We start from the raw sequence: 14,946 nt of genomic DNA, 5'->3' as shown, positions 1-14,946 counted from the left end.
GAGAAACACAATGGCGATACGCAAGGCATTGATGCTTTCCTGCATGGCCCTTGCCCTGGTTGGCTGCGCCGGCAATGATCACCCTGCCCCACCGCGCACGCAGCAGGTGGACCTGCAACGCTACCAGGGCACCTGGTACGAGCTGGCAAGGTTGCCGATGTTCTTCCAGCGCAACTGTGTGCAATCAGAAGCCCACTACGCCCTGCGCACCGATGGCCGAATCGATGTGACCAACCGCTGCAGGGAGAAAGACGGCCAGTGGAACGAGGCCAAGGGTATCGCCGAAGCTCAGCAGCCGGGCAGCACCGACAAGCTCTGGGTACGCTTCGACAACTGGTTCAGCCGTCTGGCGCCTGACCTGACCAAGGGTGAGTACTGGGTGCTCTATCACGACAAGGACTACCGCGTAGCGCTGGTCGGCCATCCTAACCGCGAGTACCTGTGGCTGCTGTCCCGCACCCCGGCCATTCCGGACAAGACCCGTGACCAACTGCTGGACATTGCCCGCGAGCAAGGCTATGACACCAGCAAACTGGTCTGGCGCCAGGCTGACAGCACAGGCGTCGAATAAGACTTTGATGGCGCATGACAAGGAGTAGACATGGACCTGCTGTTTCTGGGCACCAGCGCCGGTGCCCCGACCAAGGCCCGCAACGTGAGCGCAACGGCGCTGCTGGAAGCGACGGGTAAACGCTGGTACTTGATCGATTGCGGTGAGGGCACTCAGCATCGTCTGCTGCACACATCGCTGTCGACCCATGACCTGGGCGGCATTTTCATCACCCATGTACATGGCGACCACTGCCTGGGTTTGCCCGGCCTGCTGGCCAGTGCAAGCATGAACGGGCGGCGCCAACCGTTGGATGTGGTGCTGCCCCGGGCCTTGCACGATTGGGTGCGCGTCAGTTTGGCGGTTACCGACAGTCATCTGTCCTTCGATCTGCGGCTGTTGCCCGTCGAAGAGTTCAGTGGCTGGCACAACGCGGCCGTAACGGTGAGCACCGTCACTTTGTCGCACCGCGTGCCCAGCGTGGGCTACCTCTTCGAGGAGCGCTGCCCCGAGCCACGGCTGGACAGCAGGCGCCTTGACGCCGAAGGCGTGCCTCGTGGGCCGCTGTGGGGAGCGCTGGCGAAAGGCCTGGCAGTGAATCACCAAGGTCGTGAGCTGCAAGCGGCGCACTACCTTCAGCCTGGTCGAGCTGCCCGCCGCATCATGATCTGCGGCGACAACGACACGCCCGAACTGCTGGCCGAGGCAGCGGCAGATGCCGACGTGCTGGTGCATGAAGCGACCTTTACGCAACCTGCGGTGGAGCGATCCGGCGTGACATATGGCCACAGTACTGCGGCGGCAGTGGCTCGGTTTGCCGAAGCGGCCGGAGTGCGTAACCTGGTGCTGACGCACTTCAGTGCGCGCTACCAGGCTGACAATCGGCGCAGCCCCTCGATCGATGACATCAGGCAGGAGGCTGCCCTGCACTATGCCGGCAACCTCACATTGGCCGCGGACCTTCAGCGGTATCATTTGGGGCGTGAGGGTGTTTTGTTGCCAGTCGATTGAGCGACCTGCATGTGCCCGGGTGGTATTGGAATGGGTATGAGTCGCCTTGGACTTCCTGGGTGAATTATAGATCGTGGGGTCCGCTGCGCGGCCCATCGCGGCACTAGGCCCTCCAACAATGGATCTGCGTAGTCCTCACATTTCTGCAAGCACCGCTACCCGTTGTGGGAGCGGCCTCGTGCCGCGATGGGTCGCGCAGCGGACCCGGCAATGTAAACCGCGAAGCTGAAACCCAGAGACCGCCCCACCGCCCACAGCTTCATCCTCGCAGCGCCTGTCAACCAGACTGCTATAGCGTCCACAGCGTCCACAACAGCGTGAACAGCCCCGCAGCTAAGCCGCCATTCGCCCCTTGGCCACCGCTTCGGACGCCGCCAACATGGCGCGCAGCAGCACGGCACACCCCGCCGCCAGATCCTCTGGCGTAGCGTTCTCGATTTCGTTATGGCTGATGCCGTTTTCGCACGGCACGAAGATCATGCCAGCGGGCCCGAGTTCAGCCAGGAAGATCGCGTCGTGCCCTGCCCCGCTGACGATATCCATGTGCGGCAAACCCAGTGCCTGGGCCGACTCACGTACCGCACCCACGCAGCCGTTGTCGAAATACAAGGCCGGAAAATCTGCGGTGGGCACCAGCTCATACGTCAGCCCATGCCGTTCGCAGGTCTGTTCGATCACGCTGCGGACCTCGGCAATCATTCCCTCTAGCCGGCCCCCCTCGAGGTGACGCAAATCCAGGGTCATGCGCACTTCGCCAGGAATCACATTGCGCGAGCCAGGATAGGCTTGCAGGCAGCCCACCGTACCGCAGGCGTGCGGCTGGTGGCCCAGGGCGGCGCGGTTGACCGCTTCGACCACGGCAGCGGCGCCGGCCAGGGCATCCTTGCGCAGGTGCATGGGCGTTGGCCCGGCATGGGCCTCCACCCCACGCAACGTCAGGTCGAACCATTTCTGGCCCAGGGCGCCGAGCACCACGCCGATGGTCTTGGCCTGGTCTTCCAGGATCGGGCCTTGTTCGATGTGGGCTTCGAAATACGCCCCCACCGGGTGGCCGGTCACCGCCCGGCTCCCGGCGTAGCCGATTTCATTCAACGCTTCGCCCACGCTGATCCCTTGGGCATCGCGTTTTGCCAGCGTCTGCTCGAGACTGAACTTGCCGGCAAAGACCCCCGAGCCCATCATGCACGGCGCAAAGCGCGAGCCTTCCTCGTTGGTCCATACCACCACTTCCAGCGGTGCTTCGGTTTCGACGCCCAGGTCGTTGAGGGTGCGGATGACCTCCAGCCCGGCCATGACCCCATAGCAGCCATCGAACTTGCCACCGGTGGGCTGGGTGTCGATGTGGCTGCCCGTCATAACCGGCGGCAGCGCTGCGTTGCGCCCTGGCCGGCGGGCGAACAGATTACCCACCCCGTCGACCGTCACCGTGCACCCTGCCGCCTCGCACCACTGCACGAACAGGTCGCGGGCCTGTCGATCCAGATCGGTCAAGGCCAGGCGACACACGCCACCCTTGGGGGTGGCCCCCAGGCGCGCCAGGTCCATGAGCGATTGCCACAGGCGTGCGCTATCGACATGCCGGGCAGTCGATTGAAGAACGTCTTGAGCGCGGGTCATAGGTTTCTCCTCAGGCTTTTCTTGTCGGATGTGTAAGCCACGGCGCGGGGCCTGCCCGCACTGCGACGAGCAGGTTACTCAAGGCAAAGGCTTGGCCATGCGCGCCGGGCTGCGGGCGGCCATGGCGGCGAAGACGTAATACAAGCCAGCGCCAAGCAGCGAGCCGGTGAACCAGCCATAGTCGTAGAACCAACTGAAGTGACTGTTGCCAATGGCCATTACTGTGAGCGCCACGGGCAACGCAAAGGCCGCAAAGCCGGGCCAGTGCCAGGCGGGATAGACGTCATCGCGGTACAGCCCGGCCAGGTCCAGGTACTGACGCCGGACCAGGAAATAATCCACCACCATGATCCCGGCAATGGGACCCAGCAGGCTGGAATACCCCAGCAACCAGTTGGAATAGACGCTTTCAAGGCTGATGTCGGAAACGATCCAGCCCAGCTTCTTGAGCAGCTCGTGGCCCATCAGCGCCAGCCCGATGAAACCGGTCAGCCACACCGCCCGGCTGCGGCCGATCAAGCGCGGCGCAATGTTCTGGAAATCGTTCGTGGGCGAGACGATGTTGGCCGCCGTATTGGTGGACAAGGTAGCGATCACGATCAAGGCCATGGCCAGCGCTACCCAGAAGGGGCTCTGAATCTTGCCGATCAGCGTCACCGGATCGGAAACAGTCTCGCCCACCAGCGAGGCCGAGGCCGCCGTCAACACCACACCCAGCGAGGCGAACAGGAACATGGTCAGGGGCAGGCCGAATATTTGCCCCAGAATCTGGTCCTTCTGGCTACGGGCATAACGACTGAAGTCCGGGATGTTCAGCGACAGGGTGGCCCAGAAGCCCACCATGGCAGTGAGCCCTGCGCAGAAGTAGCCCACCACGCTGGCCCCTTGCGGACGCTTCGGTGGCTGGGCCAGCAACTCGGTCATGGACATGTGCGGCAGCGCCCACACCAGCAGCCCGATACCCACCGATACCAGCAAAGGTGCGGACAAGGTTTCCAGCCACTTGATCGATTCGGCGCCGCGCAGCACCACCCATAGGTTCAGGCACCAGAAAATCACGAAACCGATCACCTCGCCGGTGCCGCCCAAGGCCTTCCAGCCCTCGAATACCGAGCCCAGGAACAGATGAATTGCCAGCCCACCGAACAGCGTCTGGATCCCGAACCAGCCGCAGGCGACCACCGCTCGCACCAGGCAAGGCACATTGGAACCCAGGATGCCGAAGGATGCACGCAGCAGTACCGGGAAGGGTATGCCGTACTTGGTACCGGGGAAGGCGTTGAGCGTCAGTGGAATCAGCACGATGAGGTTGGCCAGCAAAATGGCTAGCAACGCTTCACCCACGCTCAGGCCGAAATACGCCGTGAGAACGCCGCCCAGGGTGTAGGTGGGCACGCAGATGGACATGCCTACCCACAGGGCGGTGATGTGCCACCTGTTCCAGGTGCGCTGATGCACCTTGGTGGGAGCGATGTCGGGGTTGTAGCGCGGGCTGTCGAGCACGTCGGCGCCTTCGCACAGCTCTACCAGGCCGTTGCGATCAACCACGTGCGATCTGCTCTGTTGCATGGGGCCTTCTCCAGAATGTTGTTGTAGTTGTTCGCTCATCGGGGCGAGTCGATGGCCGGAGTACACACGCAGAATGTGGGTAGAAATTTCGACCAAATTTGGATCTTGTCAAGTACGTCAGCCTGATCCGAAACGCCTATGCTAGAGCCACCCTCATTTTTATTTCCTTATTAATCAGCAGTTTAAAAACCACAAATTCCGTGTGATTTATTTCTTGCTGAATCCAGAATCTGCATCTAGCCTCGAATCTTGTCAGCGATGACAGGATCGCTCTGCCACCCTGGCCTACCAATTCCAAGAACCGGCACAGACCGGTCAGCCTGCGAGGAAAACGGCATGTCCCTGTTGATCCGTGGCGCCACCGTGGTCACCCACGAAGAAAGCTTCAGCGCCGATGTCCTGTGTGCAAACGGCCTGATCCAGGCCATCGGCCAAGACCTCGACCCACCGGCCGGTTGCAAGGTGCTCGATGGCAGCGGCCAGTACCTGATGCCCGGCGGGATCGACCCGCATACCCACATGCAGTTGCCATTCATGGGCACCGTGACCAGCGAGGACTTTTTCAGCGGCACCGCCGCCGGGCTCGCAGGCGGTACCACCTCCATCATCGATTTCGTGATCCCCAATCCCCAGCAGTCGTTGATGGAGGCGTTTCACACCTGGCGCGGATGGGCAGAAAAGAGCGCCAGCGATTACGGCTTTCACGTGGCCATCACCTGGTGGAGCGACCAGGTAGCCGAGGAAATGGCTGAGCTGGTTGCCCACCATGGGGTGAACAGTTTCAAGCACTTCATGGCCTACAAGAACGCCATCATGGCCGCTGACGACACGCTGGTCGCCAGCTTCGAGCGCTGCCTGCAACTGGGCGCCGTGCCCACGGTGCACGCCGAGAACGGCGAGCTGGTGGATCACCTTCAACGCAAGTTGCTGGCCCAGGGCATGACAGGGCCTGAGGCGCATCCGTTGTCACGTCCGCCCCAGGTCGAGGGCGAAGCGGCCAGCCGCGCCATCCGTATCGCAGAAACCCTCGGTACGCCGTTGTACCTGGTGCATGTCTCCAGCCGCGAGGCGCTGGATGAGATTGCCTACGCTCGCGGCAAGGGGCAGCCGGTCTACGGCGAGGTCTTGCCTGGCCACCTGCTGCTGGACGACAGCGTCTACCGCGACCCGGACTGGGCCACGGCAGCAGGCTATGTGATGAGCCCGCCCTTCCGACCGCGTGAACACCAAGAGGCGCTGTGGCGCGGCCTGCAGTCAGGCAACCTGCACACCACCGCCACCGACCATTGCTGTTTCTGCGCCGAGCAGAAGGCCATGGGACGCGACAACTTCAGCCGCATTCCCAATGGCACGGCCGGTATCGAGGACCGCATGGCGGTGTTGTGGGATGCCGGTGTGAACACAGGTCGCCTGTCGATGCACGAATTCGTCGCCGTCACGTCCACCAACACGGCGAAGATCTTCAACCTGTTCCCACGCAAAGGCGCCATTCGTGTCGGCGCCGACGCCGACCTGGTGCTGTGGGACCCACAGGGCACGCGCACGTTGTCGGCCAAGACCCATCACCAGCAGGTGGACTTCAACATCTTCGAAGGGCGCACCGTGCGCGGCGTGCCCAGCCACACCATCAGCCAGGGCAAGGTGGTGTGGGCCGACGGTGACTTGCGCGCCGAAGTCGGTGCTGGACGGTATGTCGAACGCCCGGCCTACCCGTCGGTGTACGAACTGCTCGAGCGTCGGGCCGACCACCATCGGCCCATCCCCGTGCCCCGCTAGCCGCTGACACTGATCGACCGGCCTTCATTGCAAGACCGACTCGTCAGGCCAACCCGTGCCTGGGGCACGGCGTGCCGGTGAGCGGGGCCGCCTGCGCTCCACCCTTTCAAGCCCACGACAAGAAAGAGAGGCTACCACCGTGATCGACGCACTGAACCATTTGCCGCGCCCCAGGGCCGGCAGCGACCAGCTGGCCGAGCATTTCAGCGACCTGGTCCCACCACTGACCGCGCGCCAGGCCGCCGTGGAGAGCGCGCGCTGTCTGTACTGCTACGATGCCCCGTGCATCAACGCCTGCCCAAGCGACATCGACATTCCGTCCTTCATCCACCGCATCAGTGATGAAAACCTGGAAGGTGCTGCCGAACGAATTCTGTCGGCCAACATCCTCGGCGGCAGTTGCGCCCGTGTCTGCCCGACCGAAATCCTTTGCGAACAGGCCTGCGTGCGCAACAACGCGCAGGAATGCGCGCCGGTGCTGATTGGTCAGTTGCAGCGCTATGCCCTGGACAACGCCCAGTTCAGCGGGCATCCCTTCCAGCGCTCCCCGACCACCGGCAAACGCATCGCCGTGGTCGGCGCCGGCCCGGCGGGCTTGTCCTGCGCACATCGCCTGGCCATGCACGGGCACGATGTAGTCATCTTCGAAGCCAGTGAAAAACCGGGTGGTCTGAACGAGTACGGCATTGCCCGCTACAAGCTGGTGGATGACTTCGCCCAGCGTGAAGTGGCGTTTTTGCTGGGCATCGGTGGCATCGAGATCCGCTACGGCCAGCGCCTGGGCAGCAACCTGGGGCTCGGTGACTTGCGGGATCAGTACGATGCCGTATTTCTTGGCCTTGGGCTCAGTGCCGTGCGGCAACTGGGTCTGCCCGATGAGCAGGCGCCGGGCCTGCTGGCTGCCACCGACTACATCCGCGAGCTGCGCCAGGCGGATGACCTCAGCCGCTTGCCTTTGGCCGACCGCTGCCTGGTGATCGGCGCCGGCAACACGGCGATCGACATGGCCGTGCAGATGAGCCGCCTGGGGGCACGCGACGTCAACCTGGTGTATCGCCGTGGGGCGCCCGACATGGGCGCCACGGGCCACGAGCAAGCCATCGCCAAGGCCAACCAGGTGCGCCTGCACACCTGGGCGCGCCCCGACACCGTACTGCTGAGCGACGATGGCAACGTGCGCGGCATGCGCTTCGCGCGCACGGCGATGGTGGACGGTCGCCTGGGTGATACCGGGGAAACTTTCGAACTGGCTGCCGACGCGATCTTCAAGGCCATCGGGCAGTGCTTGGAAGACCAAAGCCTGGCTGACCCGGTCGCCGCGCAACTGGCCCGCGATGGGGAGCGCATCCGCGTCGATGAGTGCATGCAGACCAGCTTACCGGGCGTGTATGCCGGCGGTGACTGCACTGCCCTGGGCCAGGACCTCACCGTGCAGGCCGTACAACATGGCAAGGTGGCGGCCCAGGCCATCCATGCCCAACTCATGCTCAATGTGGAGGCCGCGTAAATGGCTGACTTGTCTATCGTCTTCGCCGGCATTCGCGCCCCGAATCCCTTCTGGCTGGCCTCCGCCCCGCCCACCGACAAGGCCTACAACGTGGTACGCGCCTTCGAAGCGGGCTGGGGTGGCGTGGTCTGGAAAACCCTGGGGCAAGACCCTGCAGCGGTGAACGTCTCGTCGCGTTATTCGGCGCACTTTGGCGCCAACCGCCTGGTTCAGGGCATCAACAACATCGAGTTGATCACCGATCGGTCATTGGAGATCAACTTGCGGGAGATCACCCAGGTCAAGAAGGATTGGCCGGACCGGGCACTGATCGTGTCGCTGATGGTGCCGTGCGAGGAGGCATCGTGGAAATTCATCCTGCCGCTGGTCGAGGCCACCGGGGCCGATGGCATCGAGCTGAACTTCGGCTGCCCCCATGGGATGCCCGAGCGTGGCATGGGGGCGGCGGTGGGCCAGGTGCCTGAGTATGTGGAGATGGTCACGCGCTGGTGCAAGACCTACTGCTCGCTGCCGGTGATCGTCAAGCTTACCCCCAACATCACCGACATTCGTCAGTCGGCCCGAGCCGCGCACCGGGGTGGCGCCGATGCGGTGTCGCTGATCAACACCATCAACTCCATCACCAGCGTGGACCTGGACCGCATGGTGGCCCACCCGATCGTCGGCGACCAGAGCACGCACGGGGGTTACTGCGGCTCGGCCGTCAAACCCATTGCGCTGAACATGGTCGCGGAAATCGCCCGCGACCCCGCCACCCAGGGCTTGCCGATCTGCGGGATCGGCGGTATTGGCAATTGGCGTGACGCTGCCGAGTTCGTGGCTCTGGGCAGCGGCGCGGTGCAAGTCTGTACGGCCGCCATGCTGCATGGCTTTCGCATCGTCGAGGATATGAAGGACGGCCTGGCACGTTGGATGGATCAGCATGGGCATGCCCGTCTTGAGGACTTCCGAGGCCAGGCAGTCGGCCACACCACCGACTGGAAGTACCTGGACATCAACTACAAGTCCATCGCGCACATCGATCAGCATGCTTGCATTGGTTGCGGCCGGTGCCACATCGCCTGCGAGGACACCTCGCACCAGGCCATCGCCAGTACGGTGAAGGCCGACGGAACCCATGCCTATAGCGTGATCGAGGAAGAATGCGTGGGCTGCAACCTGTGCCAGATCACCTGCCCCGTGGAAGACTGCATCGAGATGGTTGCGCAGGACACTGGCAAGCCGTACCTGAACTGGACGCAGGACCCGCGCAACCCCTATCGGGAGGCTGGCTGAGGGTGGGCGTGTGAATGCAGGCGCCCGCCGTTTTGCCAGGCGCCGGATCCGTCGCGGTGCGGCGCACATGGGCCTTGATGATTGGGATTCAGGGCTGAAATCGTGGGGCCGCTGCGCGGCCCATCGCGGCACTAGGCCGCTCCTACAAGGGGTAGCTGCAGCGCAACGTTCGATTTCCAAAATTCGAGAAGGCATCCGCTTTCTATCAGATCTGGGGGCTATCGAATCCAGTGTAGGAGCGGCCTAGTGCCGCGATGGGCCGCGCAGCGGCCCCACCATTTCAGCCCTGCATGGTAGTTCGCTCAAGGCTCCAACCCAATGCCCCTCAGGATTACGCTGGTCACCGTCTGCACGGCGCTTTCGAAATCCCGGTCGGACAGCGGCTCGCCGTCGTTGAGCAAGGCCACCTGGTATCCGAAGTCGGCATAATGCTGGGTCGATGCCCAGATCATGTACAGCAGCGCCGACGGCTGCACTGGCAGAATGCGCCCCTGCTCCACCCAGCGGCGGATCTTGGCTTCCTTGAGTCTGGCCCAGGGCACCAGGCTTTCATCCAGGTTGGCCCTGAGCACCGGCGCACCGTGCAGCATCTCCTCGGCCCAGATTTTCGAGCCCAGCGGCCGTGAACGGGAGTGTGCCATCTTCGCGCGTATGTAGCTGGTCAACACGACGCGCGGGTCATCGAAGTGCTCGAAACTCAGGGCATCTTGTTTCCAGACTTCAAGCAAGTCCTGCAATACCGCACGAAACAGGTCGTCCTTGGTCTTGAAATAGTAATGAAGGTTCGAGCGCGGCAGCTGCGCCTGCTCGGCGATGTCGCCCATGGACGTGGCAGCGAAGCCCTTTTCGGCGAACACACGCTCGGCGGCCTGCAAAATCTTCTCGATGTTGCGACGACGGATTTCAATCTTGTGGTTGGCCATCAAGCGCTGACCGTGAACGGGATGATGTCGATCTGCCAATCCATACCGCCAATGCCCATGGTTGCTCCGTACTCTCGCAAATGTCCCGTAGTCTACTCCGCTTGCGCAGCGAAACCATCAGCCGGCGCAAGCGCCGGCTGCCAAGCTTCAGGCACTGGCGCGCACACGCGCAGGGCACTGCGCCCGGTGCAGGTTGAGCGCGGTATTGATGATGCCGATGTGACTGAACGCCTGCGGGAAGTTGCCCAGCATGCGCTTGCCTACCGGGTCGTACTGCTCAGCCAACAGGCCCACATCGTTGCACAGGTCTGTCAGCCGCTGATACAGCGCATGCGCTTCGTCCTGGCGTCCCAGCAGCACGTACACGTCGGCCAGCCAGAAGGAGCACACCAGAAACGTACCCTCGCCCGCCGTCAGGCCATCGGTACAGCTGTCGGTGTCGTAGCGCAGCAACAGGCCGTTGTGCAGCAGGCGTTTTTCGATCTGGGCCAGGGTGCGCAGAAAGCGCGGGTCATGGGCCGGCAGAAAGCCGGTCAGCGCGATGTGCAGCAGGCTGGCATCCATCTCTGAAGAACCGTAGGCCTGCACAAAGTGCTGGCCCTGGGCATCGAGGCCCTGCTCGCACACTTCGCGGCGGATCTGATCAGCGACCTGCCGGTAGTGAAGGCCCCGTTCACGGTCCTCCTCGGTGGTGTCGGCAAGCTCTGCGGCGCGGTCGAACGCCACCCAGGCCATGACCTTGGAGTGCACGAAATGCTGCCGACCACCGCGCACTTCCCAGATGCCTTCATCAGGTTCACGCCAGATGCTTTCCAGGTAAGGCATGATCACCCGGCTAATGGCCGCGCTGCGCGGGTGCCTGGGCAGACCGCCGCGGATGGCCTGGCTCATGGCGTCGGCCAGCTCACCGTAAATGTCCAGCTGGGTCTGCGCGGCGGCTGCGTTGCCCACCCGCACCGGCTGGGAGTGCTCGTAACCGGCCAGCCAGGGCAAGGTGTATTCCTGAAGATCACGCTCACCGGCCAGGCCGTACATGATCTGCATCTGCTCCGGGTTGCCCGCCACCGAACGCAACAGCCATTCGCGCCAGGCCTGGGCTTCTTCGAAGTAGCCCAGGTTCATGAAGGCCAGCAAGGTCATGGTGGCATCGCGCAGCCAGCAGAAGCGGTAGTCCCAATTACGCTCACCGCCCACGCGCTCGGGCAACGAAGTCGTCACTGCCGCCACAATCCCGCCCGTTGGGGCATAGGTCATGGCCTTGAGCACCAGCAACGAGCGCCGCACCAGGGCCGTGTACGGTCCCACGTCGGGGCACTTGGCCGCGAAGACCTGCCACTGATCCACGGTGGCCTTGAGGCAGGCATCGATGTCCTGTTCGGCGGGCACCGGCAGGTGGGACGGGTGATGACGCAAGCTGAACACGTGGCGCTCGCCCTCGCCTACCCGCACACGCGCCACCGTGTGGTGATCGCGGGCATGGGGCGCCACGGTCGAGGACAGGATCAAGCGGTCCGGGCCTGCCACCGCGCTGAGGGTCAGCGGGTCGAGCCGCTCCACCCAAGGGACGCTGCGCCCGTAGTCAAAGCGCATCACCAGGTCCATTTCGAACGTGGTCTGCCCCGAAAGGCCTTCGACGATGCGCACCACTGCGTTCTCGTCACCCAAGGGCATGAAGTCCAGCACCCGCGCCTTTCCCGAGGCCGTGACCCAGACGGTCTCAAGCACCAGCGTGTCGTCCAGGTAGCGCCGGGTGCGTTCTATCACAGGGTCCGAAGGCGCCAGGCGCCAACGGCCATTTTCCTCGTTACCCAGCAAGGCCGCGAACACCGCTGGCGCATCGAAACGCGGCAGGCACAGCCAGTCGAGCGAGCCGTCGCTGCTGACCAGGGCTGCGCTGCGGCAATTGCCCAGCAGGGCATAATCTTCAATATGGGCAGGCATCGAGACTCCAGAAATTCAGTGCGTACATTGTGCCGAGCCTGCCTTCACCGACAGGCCCGGCACCACGCGATCGGATCAAAACGTTGCGCTATCAACCCAGCCGGTGCCACTCGCGCTTGTCCCGGGCCAGCAGTTCGCCGCCCGCCTGCGGGCCATCCTGGCCGGCCTCGTAGTCATGCACTTCCCCGCCCTGGGCCCAGGCATCGAGAAACGGCTGGACGGCGCGCCAGCCGTTCTCGATGTTGTCGGCACGCTGGAACAAGGTCTGGTCGCCCGTCAGGCAGTCATAGATCAAGGTCTCGTAGCCGGTGGCCGGGGTCATCTTGAAAAAATCCTTGTAGGCAAACCCAAGCTCTACATTCTCCATCACAAGCTCCGGCCCTGGCCGTTTGGCCTGCAGGTCGAACCACATGCCTTCATTGGGCTGGATCTGAATCTTCAGGTAATTGGGCTTGGGCCGTTGCAGCGCGGACTCACGGAACTGGGCATACGGCGCCGGCTTGAAGCAGATGGCGATTTCCGTATCGCGCACGCTCATGCGCTTGCCGGTGCGCAGGTAAAAGGGCACACCGGCCCAGCGCCAGTTATCGATCATGATCTTCATGGCCACGAACGTTTCGGTCTGGCTGTCAGGCTCCACCTTGGTTTCCTGACGGTATCCCGGCACGTTCTTCCCATCCAGGGTGCCGGCTACGTACTGGCCCCGAACCGAGTTCTTCAACGCCATCTTGGTCGACCACGGGCGGATCGCGCCGATCACCTTGGCCTTCTCCCCGCGAACCGCGTCAGCGGCAAACGCCGCAGGCGGCTCCATGGCCACCATCGCCAGCAACTGGAACAGATGATTGGGCACCATGTCGCGCATTGCTCCGGTGCTGTCATAGAACGCACCGCGGGTTTCGACCCCTACGGTTTCAGCGGCGGTGATCTGCACATGGTCGATGTAGTGATTGTTCCAGAACGACTCGAACAGCCCATTGGAGAAACGGCTGACCAGGATGTTCTGGACGGTCTCCTTGCCCAGGAAATGGTCGATCCGGTAGATCTGACGCTCGCCCATCACGTTCAGCAGACAGGCGTTGAGCGCCTCGGCGCTGGCAAGGTCGTGGCCGAACGGCTTCTCGATGACCACCCGGCGAAACCCGCCGCCCGACTCGTTCAGCAACCCGGCCTCCCCGAGGCGCTTGGCCACTTCTGGGAAAAACCGTGGAGACGTCGCCAGGTAGAAAATCGCGTTGCCATGGCTGGTCTTGTCGATGCGCTTGGCAATAGCCTCATAAGTCGCAGCGTCGAGAAAGTCCCCGGTCTGGTAGTCCAGGCGCTTGGCAAGGCTGGCCCAGAGCTTTTCGTCCAGGTTCGCCGGGGCACCCTCTGCGCCTTTGTCGCGCTCGGCCATGAACGCGTGCAAGCGTTCAGCAAATGCCTCGGCACTGACCGCGTTGTGGTCGACACCCACGATGCGCAGGTCTTTATCGAGCAGGCCGTCGCGGCTGAGGTTGTAGAGTGCGGGCATCAGCAGGCGCTTGACCAGGTCGCCATTGGCACCGAACAGGAACAACGTGCAGGGTGGAGCAGCAGGCGTTGCCGGTTTTTTGCTCATTCAGGTTTCTTCTCGACGTGTCCACCGAACCCAAGGCGCATGGCCGAGAGAATTTTGTCGCCATAAGTGCCTTGTTGCTGTCGCGAACGAAAACGCGCGAACAGTGCACTGGACAGCACCGGAACCGGCACCGCCTGCTCGACGGCCGCATCGATGGTCCAGCGCCCTTCCCCGCTATCGGACACCGAGCCGCTGAACTGGGCCAACTGCGGGTCGGCCACCAGCGCGTCGGCGGTCAGGTCCAGCAGCCAGGACGTGACCACGCTGCCACGGCGCCACACTTCAGCGATCTCGGCCACGTTCAGGTCAAAGCGCTGGTCCTCAGGCAGCTCGGCACCGCCTTTGCTGCGCAGCAGGTCGAAGCCTTCGGCGTAAGCCTGCATCAAGCCGTATTCGATACCGTTGTGCACCATCTTCACGTAATGCCCTGCGCCCGGCGGGCCGGCGTGGATATAGCCATGCTCGGCGCGCTGGTGTTCACCGGTGCGCCCGTGGGTGCGTGGGATATCACCGACACCGGGTGCGAGCGCTGCAAACAGTGGCTCCAGACGTTCGAACACGTCCTTTTCCCCGCCGATCATCATGCAGTAACCACGCTCCAGCCCCCATACCCCGCCGGAAGTACCCACATCCAGGTAATGCAGCCCACGCTGCGCCAGTTCTGCAGCGCGGCGCATATCGTCTTTATAGAAGGTATTGCCACCGTCGATGATCGAGTCGCCAGGTTCCAGCAAGTCAGCCAGCTGGGCAATGGTCTGCTCGGTAGGCGCCCCAGCGGGAAGCATGACCCAGACGGCACGAGGCGCCTGGAGTTTCTCGACTAGTGCGGCCAGGTCAGCCGCCCCCACGCTACCTTCGCCCTCAAGGGCGGTGATCGCTTGTGCGTTGCGATCGTGCACCACCGTGTGATGGCCGGCGAGCATAAGCCGCCTTGCAATGTTGCCGCCCATGCGGCCCAGCCCGACAATTCCCAATTGCATGAGCAGGTGCTCCCCTTCTGGAATGAGTGACGACGTTTCGCCTTTCAGGTTAGTCCAGTGGACTGCATGAGGGTTCAGCGACGGGCGGTGTGTTCATGTTCGTTCGCTGGGGCCGAAGTACCTTTCTCTTCGCCCGTTCGGGGCGCCAGAGGCATTCAGCAGCGCTGAATCAATCAGAGCGCTGTCATGCAGCACCG

The 14,946-nt window shown here is 63.2% G+C and carries 11 protein-coding genes; 5 read left to right on the top strand and 6 right to left on the bottom strand.

The genetic code is table 11. The annotated features are described in order from the left end of the window. The first annotated feature begins 10 nt into the window (after nucleotides 1–10). Nucleotides 11–571, top strand: a complete 561-nt coding sequence (locus tag FS777_RS07200; RefSeq protein ID WP_058603477.1) for a lipocalin family protein — start codon at nucleotides 11–13, stop codon at nucleotides 569–571. 30 nt (nucleotides 572–601) lie between these two features. Continuing rightward, a complete protein-coding gene (locus tag FS777_RS07195) occupies nucleotides 602–1,561 on the top strand; it encodes an MBL fold metallo-hydrolase (RefSeq protein ID WP_145254723.1) in 960 nt (319 codons plus the stop codon). Nucleotides 1,562–1,894: 333 nt separating this feature from the next. Here the strand turns inward: FS777_RS07195 and FS777_RS07190 are convergent, their stop codons facing one another. Continuing rightward, complete coding sequence (locus tag FS777_RS07190) at nucleotides 1,895–3,178, bottom strand: Zn-dependent hydrolase (RefSeq protein WP_145254720.1); 1,284 nt, start codon at nucleotides 3,176–3,178, stop codon at nucleotides 1,895–1,897. Nucleotides 3,179–3,256: 78 nt separating this feature from the next. Then, nucleotides 3,257–4,747, bottom strand: coding sequence for an NCS1 family nucleobase:cation symporter-1 (locus tag FS777_RS07185; protein WP_058637935.1), 1,491 nt, complete (start codon nucleotides 4,745–4,747; stop codon nucleotides 3,257–3,259). A 336-nt stretch (nucleotides 4,748–5,083) separates the two neighbouring features. Between FS777_RS07185 and hydA the strand changes: the two genes are divergently transcribed. From hydA to preA, 3 genes are all read left to right on the top strand, one after another. After that, entirely contained in the window at nucleotides 5,084–6,523 is a 1,440-nt protein-coding gene (hydA, locus tag FS777_RS07175; RefSeq protein WP_145254717.1) for a dihydropyrimidinase, read from the top strand. 139 nt (nucleotides 6,524–6,662) lie between these two features. After that, the gene (locus FS777_RS07170) at nucleotides 6,663–8,030 is read left to right on the top strand and encodes an NAD(P)-dependent oxidoreductase (protein ID WP_145254714.1); all 1,368 of its coding nucleotides are present in this window, start codon (nucleotides 6,663–6,665) and stop codon (nucleotides 8,028–8,030) included. Then, nucleotides 8,031–9,305 carry an NAD-dependent dihydropyrimidine dehydrogenase subunit PreA gene (preA, locus tag FS777_RS07165; protein WP_078478332.1) on the top strand — a complete coding sequence of 425 codons (1,275 nt, stop codon included), beginning with the start codon at nucleotides 8,031–8,033 and terminating at the stop codon, nucleotides 9,303–9,305. It abuts the gene before it with no gap. A gap of 302 nt (nucleotides 9,306–9,607) precedes the next feature. Here the strand turns inward: preA and FS777_RS07160 are convergent, their stop codons facing one another. From FS777_RS07160 to gnd, 4 genes are all read right to left on the bottom strand, one after another. After that, nucleotides 9,608–10,228 carry a TetR/AcrR family transcriptional regulator gene (locus FS777_RS07160; protein ID WP_078478331.1) on the bottom strand — a complete coding sequence of 207 codons (621 nt, stop codon included), beginning with the start codon at nucleotides 10,226–10,228 and terminating at the stop codon, nucleotides 9,608–9,610. 147 nt (nucleotides 10,229–10,375) lie between these two features. Beyond that, nucleotides 10,376–12,169, bottom strand: coding sequence for a glycoside hydrolase family 15 protein (locus tag FS777_RS07155; RefSeq protein ID WP_145254711.1), 1,794 nt, complete (start codon nucleotides 12,167–12,169; stop codon nucleotides 10,376–10,378). 91 nt (nucleotides 12,170–12,260) lie between these two features. Next, entirely contained in the window at nucleotides 12,261–13,769 is a 1,509-nt protein-coding gene (gene zwf / locus FS777_RS07150; protein WP_058639579.1) for a glucose-6-phosphate dehydrogenase, read from the bottom strand. Then, entirely contained in the window at nucleotides 13,766–14,749 is a 984-nt protein-coding gene (gene gnd / locus FS777_RS07145) for a phosphogluconate dehydrogenase (NAD(+)-dependent, decarboxylating) (RefSeq protein ID WP_058639578.1), read from the bottom strand. The genes zwf and gnd overlap by 4 nt, the downstream gene beginning before the upstream one ends. Nucleotides 14,750–14,946 lie beyond the last annotated feature (197 nt).

It is taken from the genome of Pseudomonas sp. DE0157 (assembly GCF_007678615.1).
Classification (GTDB): Bacteria; Pseudomonadota; Gammaproteobacteria; order Pseudomonadales; family Pseudomonadaceae; genus Aquipseudomonas; species Aquipseudomonas parafulva_B.
This window is presented reverse-complemented; position numbering and strand designations above follow the sequence as displayed.

What these genes read in the sequence shown, in the direction of transcription:
- FS777_RS07200 (WP_058603477.1), top strand. Translation starts at nt 11, where the DNA reads ATGGCGATACGCAAGGCATTGATGCTTTCCTGCATGGCCCTTGCCCTG.
- FS777_RS07195 (WP_145254723.1), top strand. Translation starts at nt 602, where the DNA reads ATGGACCTGCTGTTTCTGGGCACCAGCGCCGGTGCCCCGACCAAGGCC.
- FS777_RS07190 (WP_145254720.1), bottom strand. Translation starts at nt 3,178, where the DNA reads ATGACCCGCGCTCAAGACGTTCTTCAATCGACTGCCCGGCATGTCGAT.
- FS777_RS07185 (WP_058637935.1), bottom strand. Translation starts at nt 4,747, where the DNA reads ATGCAACAGAGCAGATCGCACGTGGTTGATCGCAACGGCCTGGTAGAG.
- hydA (WP_145254717.1), top strand. Translation starts at nt 5,084, where the DNA reads ATGTCCCTGTTGATCCGTGGCGCCACCGTGGTCACCCACGAAGAAAGC.
- preA (WP_078478332.1), top strand. Translation starts at nt 8,031, where the DNA reads ATGGCTGACTTGTCTATCGTCTTCGCCGGCATTCGCGCCCCGAATCCC.
- FS777_RS07160 (WP_078478331.1), bottom strand. Translation starts at nt 10,228, where the DNA reads ATGGCCAACCACAAGATTGAAATCCGTCGTCGCAACATCGAGAAGATT.
- FS777_RS07155 (WP_145254711.1), bottom strand. Translation starts at nt 12,169, where the DNA reads ATGCCTGCCCATATTGAAGATTATGCCCTGCTGGGCAATTGCCGCAGC.
- zwf (WP_058639579.1), bottom strand. Translation starts at nt 13,769, where the DNA reads ATGAGCAAAAAACCGGCAACGCCTGCTGCTCCACCCTGCACGTTGTTC.
- gnd (WP_058639578.1), bottom strand. Translation starts at nt 14,749, where the DNA reads ATGCAATTGGGAATTGTCGGGCTGGGCCGCATGGGCGGCAACATTGCA.